6 protein-coding genes are annotated in these 5,652 nt (G+C 63.8%); 1 reads left to right on the forward strand and 5 read right to left on the reverse strand.

Annotation, left to right across the window (positions count from 1 at the left end; translation table 11 throughout):
• Positions 1-168: 168 nt before the first annotated feature.
• Positions 169-510, forward strand: coding sequence for a VanZ family protein (locus VN004_RS05265; RefSeq protein ID WP_325607718.1), 342 nt, complete (start codon positions 169-171; stop codon positions 508-510).
• A gap of 126 nt (positions 511-636) precedes the next feature.
• On the opposite strand, the gene VN004_RS05270 is transcribed toward VN004_RS05265, so the two are convergent.
• From VN004_RS05270 to VN004_RS05290, 5 genes are all read right to left on the reverse strand, one after another.
• On the reverse strand, positions 637-1,818 hold the full coding sequence (locus tag VN004_RS05270) for an acetyl-CoA C-acyltransferase family protein (RefSeq protein ID WP_325607720.1): 1,182 nt from the start codon (positions 1,816-1,818) through the stop codon (positions 637-639).
• A 27-nt stretch (positions 1,819-1,845) separates the two neighbouring features.
• A complete protein-coding gene (locus tag VN004_RS05275) occupies positions 1,846-2,493 on the reverse strand; it encodes a transglutaminase domain-containing protein (RefSeq protein WP_325607722.1) in 648 nt (215 codons plus the stop codon).
• Between the two features lie 77 nt (positions 2,494-2,570).
• Positions 2,571-3,341 (reverse strand): enoyl-CoA hydratase-related protein, encoded by a 771-nt coding sequence (locus VN004_RS05280; protein ID WP_325607724.1) that lies wholly within the window; start codon positions 3,339-3,341, stop codon positions 2,571-2,573.
• A complete protein-coding gene (locus VN004_RS05285) occupies positions 3,338-3,940 on the reverse strand; it encodes a 2-hydroxychromene-2-carboxylate isomerase (protein WP_325607726.1) in 603 nt (200 codons plus the stop codon). Before VN004_RS05285 ends, VN004_RS05280 begins: the two co-directional genes overlap by 4 nt.
• A 3-nt stretch (positions 3,941-3,943) precedes the next feature.
• On the reverse strand, positions 3,944-5,551 hold the full coding sequence (locus tag VN004_RS05290; protein WP_325607728.1) for an acyl-CoA carboxylase subunit beta: 1,608 nt from the start codon (positions 5,549-5,551) through the stop codon (positions 3,944-3,946).
• Between the last annotated feature and the right edge of the window lie 101 nt (positions 5,552-5,652).

Genomic DNA, 5,652 nt, shown 5'->3' on the forward strand with positions numbered 1-5,652 from the left:
CCGAGGAATCCCATTCCGTTCCATCGCCGCCGACCGCCTAACGGTGCCAAACGAAGCGGCCGAACCGGTATCACCAGCCTCCCGCTCTGAGCACTGCTACCGCGCCTACACCGAAAGGGTGAAGCATTGGAGGTCGCGCGCCGCGCAAAGAAGGGTTAGGAAAGGGCGATGATCAGAAACATCGCCCGCATCCTCGCCTGGGTCACGCTCCTCGTCATATTGACGGCGACGATATCGCCCCTGGCCGACCGCCCTCAGCTCGGATCCGGCCCGACATTCGAGCGAGCCGCAGCCTTCGCGCTGCTGGGGCTGCTTTTCTGTGTCGGATATCGCCGCTCCTGGCCTATGGCGCTGCTGCTCGTGGTGTTCGTCGCTGGCGGGCTCGAACTTGCACAGGCGCTTACCCCCGACCGCCACGCCAAGCTTGCCGATGCATTGGTCAAGGCCGCTGGCGGCGTAGTCGGCGTCGGCATGGGATTGATCGCGAAGCGTCCGGACGCGCGAGGCTGAAGCGCCCCGAGCACGCGCCTGAAGCACATCGCGCAAACCGTAGATTTGCGCGACCCCGCTTGAACGATCGTTTCTGCACGCCCTTTAGCCCAAAACCGCTGCTCGGTCCTTGGCGGCGTGCATTGGTCAGACCCTCTCGATGGCGAGGGCGATACCCTGCCCGCCGCCGATGCACATCGTGACAAGACCATAGCGGCCGCCCGTGCGCTGCAGATAGTAGAGTGCCTTGACAGTCAGGATCGCGCCCGTGGCGCCAACGGGATGGCCGAGCGCGATCGCGCCGCCGTCCGGATTGACCTTGGCTGGGTCGAGCCCGAGCTCGCGGCCTACCGCCAAAGCCTGTGACGCAAACGCTTCATTCGATTCGATCACGTCGAAATCGGTGACCTTGATGCCGGCGCGGTCGACCAGAGCGCGAACGGCTGGCACGGGACCAATGCCCATGATGCCGGGCTCGACCCCCGAATGCGCATAGGCCACGATCCGGCCGAGCGGCTTGGCGCCACTACGGTCCACATAGCGCTCCGAGGCAAGAACGACAGCGGCTGCGCCGTCATTGACGCCGGATGAATTGCCGGCGGTCACCATGCCGTCTTTCTTGAAGGCCGGCCTGAGCGAGGCCAGCGTCTCGAGGGTGGTGGCCGGTTTCGGATGTTCATCCGTGTCGAACGTCACAGTCTTTCGCCCGCTGGTAACCTCCAGAGGCAGGATCTGCGATTTGAAATGCCCCGCTTCGATAGCCGCCGCCGCGCGACGCTGGCTTTCCAGGGCAAAGGCGTCCTGGTCCTGTCGGGAGATCCGGTATTTCTCGGCGACGTTTTCTGCGGTCACGCCCATGATGCCGTTGCCGAACGGATCGGTCAGCACTCCGGTCAGGCCATCCAGCATCGTCACGTCGCCCATTTTCTGGCCGAAACGGGCAGACTGGACATAATGCGGCGCGCGGCTCATCACCTCCGCGCCCCCTGCAAGCGCGACGTCCGTGTCGCCAAGCATGACGTTCTGGGCGGCCGACACGATAGCCTGCGCGCCGCTTCCACAGAGCCGGTTGAGCGTCATCGCCGGGACTTCTTTTGGAATGCCGGCGTCGATGGCAGCGACCCGCGCGAGATAGGCGTCCTTCGGTCCGGTCGGGATCACGTTCCCGTAGACGACATGTCCGATCTCGCCCGCCTCCACGCCGGCGCGCTGGACTGCCTCGGCCGCGACCCGGGCCCCCAGCGCCGCCGGCAGTTCGTTCGACAAGGTGCCGCCGAAAGTGCCGATTGCCGTACGGACGCCGGAAAGGATGTAGACTGCTTCTGTCATTTCTCTGCCAATCTCGATCGGAATTGTTCAGTTTCTCAATCGGGCTGCCCGGGCCCGGTCTTGGTCGAGCGCCTCCAGGAGGCGCGGATAGGCCGCGCGCATCTCGGTGGCGAACGCGTCATAGGGCATGTCGGTAAACTCGCCAATGAAATCGACATACTCCATGTGCTGGCGACCATCCCGATCATACGGGTGGAAGATGGAATCGGAGCGCCCGTCGAATTCGAGGGGCAGGACGCCGTGTCGCTCGCACAGTCCGATGTCGAAAGCGGGCGTTGCCTTGACCCAGCTGCCATCGAGGAAAAGGGAGGTGTAAGCGTGCCAGCGAAAGATGTCGTCATCCATCAGGGCGGCGAGCCGCGGGGACGTGAGATGGTTCCGGACATTCGCGAAACCGATCTTCGCGGGAATGCCTGCCGCGCGGGCCACTGCCGCAAGAGCAATCGCCTTTGGCACGCAGAAGGCCGAGTTGGCGCCCAGCACATTGGAGGCGATGAATTGCCCTTCATCCAAGCCGAACGTGCGCATGTCATAAGGGACCGCGTCGCGCAACGCGTAGTAGAGGTTCACCGCTTTCGAGCGCGCATCGCCGGCGCCCGCGTGATCGGCGGCAAAATCCGCTACGACCCGGCTATCGGCGTCGATGAACCGTGTGGAGCCGAGCGCGTTTTCCATCGCGTGTCCTCCGTTACCGCGCTTGGCGGACCGGCGATTTCCGCCCGCCGGTATCGATGCGGATACTCGCCACCCGGCTAGCCCTTCTGTCTGGCGAAGAAGGCGGCGATCTTGGCTTTCATCGCCGGTGACCGACCGGCCTCACCCTGAAGGTCACGTTCGAGATCGAGTTGCTCCGCCATGGCAAAATCCGCGGCGTCGGCAATGAGGCGCTTGGTGCTGGCGAGCGCTTGGGGTTCGAGCTGTGCCAGCCTGGCACAAATGGCCGCCGCGGCCGATTCGACTTCTGCATCGTCGACGACTTCCCACAAGAGCCCCCATTGGAGGGCCTTTTCCGCGGAGATGCGGTCCCCGAGCAGCATCATGCCCGAGGCGCGGATTCTTCCGAGCATGCGCGACAGGAAAATCGTGTTGCCGGCATCGGGCACCAAAGCGATCCCTACGAAGGGCTCGTAGAAATAGCTCGACCGCCCGGCCAGCACGATATCCGCAGCCAGCGCGATGCCGACGGCCGCGCCGGCGCAAGGCCCGTTGATGGCCGCCACGATCGGCAGCCGGGAGTGGCGCATGGCGTGAACCAAGGGGTTGAAGTGGCGCTCCAGAACGTCATCCAGCGCGGGGACCTCGTCCGGCCTGACAGTCGAGAGGTCGTAGCCTGAACCGAAAGCCCGGCCCTCACCGGTCATCAGGATGGCGCGAGCCGTACCCTCCGCTTCGGCCAGGGCGATCGCTTCGCGCAACTCGTCAGCAGTCTGATTCCGGTACGCATTCAGCTTGTCCGGGCGGTTCACGGCGATGCGAACGAAGCCGTCTGCAAGCTTGTAGGTGATGTCCTCGAATGTCGTCATCGTCCTCCTCCGCCCAGGAACCAGCGCAATTGCGGAAGCCTGTCTGCTCCGAAAAACCCTTCGCCGTCTACCAGAAAATATGGCGAGCCCACCGCGCCGGCCGAGACCGCCTCCTGGACAGCGCTCTCGAGGAGCGAGCGTCCAAGCGATCCCTTCATGCCGTCCGCTGCGGCGTCCGCCGGAATGCCCAGTTCAGCGGCAAGAGCGGTCACCGTGGCTTCGTCGGAGATGTCCTTTTGTTCCGCGAAGAAAGCGGAAAGAAGCCGGCGAGCCAGCGCGATCGCCAGTCGCGGTTCGCTCTTGGCGGTCGCGTGGAAAAGGCGTGCGGCGAGGTGGGAGGAAAGCGGCAGCTTGGCCGGCTGGCGGTAGGCAAGGCCGAAAAACGCGGCGGAACGCTGCATGTCATTGAGAAAATAGGCTCGCTTGACGGGTGAATCCATCGGCGGCGCGATCCCATGAGCCTTGAGCACGGCCCACAACAGGATCGGGCGCCATTCGATGGCGCGGCCGAACTCCGCGCCGATCTTCTCGACTTCGCCCGCCGCGCAATAGGCGTAGGGCGACGCGAAGTCGAAGTAGAAGTGGATGGGCCCTGCCATCGCCTAAAACCGGAAGACGCCGTAGCCGCTCTCGCCGAGCGGTGCGTTCAGCGAGGCCGAGATGGCGATGCCAAGAGCATTGCGCGTGTCGACCGGGTCGATGATGCCGTCATCCCATATCTGGGAGGTGGAATAGTAAGCCGACAGCTGCTCCTGATAGGCGGCGCGCGTCTGTTCCCAAAGGCGTTGGATCTCGCCCTCGTCGATCGTGCCGCCGTTCCGCTTCATCTGGTTGATCTTTACCTCGGCCAGCGTATTGGCGGCCTGGTCGCCGCCCATGACGCCGATCTGGTGGTTCGGCCAGGTGAACAGGAACCTGCCGTCGAAGGCGCGCCCGCACATACCGTAATTGCCGGCGCCGAAGGAGCCGTTGCACATGACGGTGAACTTCGGCACACGCGAGCAGCTTTGCGCCATGATCATCTTGGCGCCATCCTTGGTGATCCCCCGCCGCTCATATTCGCGGCCGATCATGTAGCCGGTGATGTTCTGCAGGAAGACCAGCGGCGTGTTGTTCTGGTTGCAGAGTTCGATGAAATGCCCGCCCTTGAGCGACGAGTCGTTGAAGAGCACGCCATTGTTGGCGAGGATGCCGACTTTGTAGCCCCAGATATTGGCAAAGCCGCAGATCAGCGTGGTGCCGTAATTCGGCTGGTATTCGTGAAAGCGGCTGCCGTCGACGATGCGGGCGATGACCTCGCGCATATCGAAGGACTTCTTGATGTCGTCGGGAATGATCCCGTAGATCTCCTGCGGATCGTAAGCGGGCTCTTCCGGCGCTTCCCTCTGGCAGTCCCATTTTTTCGGCCGGTCCCATTGCGCGACGATCTCGCGGCCGATGTGGATCGCCTCTTCCTCGCTTGCCGCTGGATAGTCGCAGGTCCCGGAAACGCTGGTGTGCATGTCGGCGCCGCCGAGTTCCTCGACGGTCACCTCCTCGCCGGTCGCGGCCTTGACCAGCGGAGGACCGCCGAGGAAGACGGCGCCCGTGCCGCGCACGATCACACTGTAATCGGAGAGTCCCGGGATGTACGCGCCGCCGGCGGTGCAATGACCGAAGACGAGGGCCAGCTGCTTCACGCCCATCTTCGACAGGATCGACTGGTTCCTGAAGATCCGGCCGGCCATGTATTTGTCGGGGAAGACTTCCGACTGGAGCTGCAGGAACCCGCCCGCGGAATCGCATAGATGGATCACCGGCAGCCGGTTCTCCATCGCGATGTCCAGCGCCCGCACGATCTTCTTCGCGGTCAGTGGGTACCATGCCCCGCCCTTCACCGAGGGGTCGTCCGCGCGAATGATCACCTCCCGCCCGGAGACCACGCCGATGCCGACGATGGCACTGGCCGAAGGAGAATCGCCGTCATACGCCATGTTGGCCGCCAGCGAGGAAAGTTCCAGAAAGGGCGTGCCGGGATCGAGCAGCTTCTCGATGCGCTCGCGGGGACGCATTTTTCCCTGCTTTTCCAAGCGATCGAGGTCCCGCGCGGGGCGCTCATGGCGGGCCGCCTCCTGCTTGGCGCGAAACTCTGCCACGACACGCCGATTATGTGCGTCGTACTTCCGAAAATCCGGAGAAGACGTGCTGACCATCGACTGGATCTTGCGCATGCGATCAGACCTTCTCGCTCTCGGATTCGAGCATCACGATGACTTCGTCCTTTTCGAACGTCTGTCCCTCCAGGCGGAGGACCTTCGCCACTACCCCGTCG

The sequence above is a fragment of the Pseudorhodoplanes sp. genome (assembly GCF_035565855.1).
In the GTDB taxonomy this organism is placed as follows: Bacteria; Pseudomonadota; Alphaproteobacteria; order Rhizobiales; family Xanthobacteraceae; genus Pseudorhodoplanes.

Bases quoted from the DNA above. Each gene is read 5' to 3' on its own strand.
- VN004_RS05270 (WP_325607720.1), bottom strand. From the start codon at position 1,818: ATGACAGAAGCAGTCTACATCCTTTCCGGCGTCCGTACGGCAATCGGC.
- VN004_RS05290 (WP_325607728.1), bottom strand. From the start codon at position 5,551: ATGCGCAAGATCCAGTCGATGGTCAGCACGTCTTCTCCGGATTTTCGG.
- VN004_RS05285 (WP_325607726.1), bottom strand. From the start codon at position 3,940: ATGGCAGGGCCCATCCACTTCTACTTCGACTTCGCGTCGCCCTACGCC.
- VN004_RS05280 (WP_325607724.1), bottom strand. From the start codon at position 3,341: ATGACGACATTCGAGGACATCACCTACAAGCTTGCAGACGGCTTCGTT.
- VN004_RS05275 (WP_325607722.1), bottom strand. From the start codon at position 2,493: ATGGAAAACGCGCTCGGCTCCACACGGTTCATCGACGCCGATAGCCGG.
- VN004_RS05265 (WP_325607718.1), top strand. From the start codon at position 169: ATGATCAGAAACATCGCCCGCATCCTCGCCTGGGTCACGCTCCTCGTC.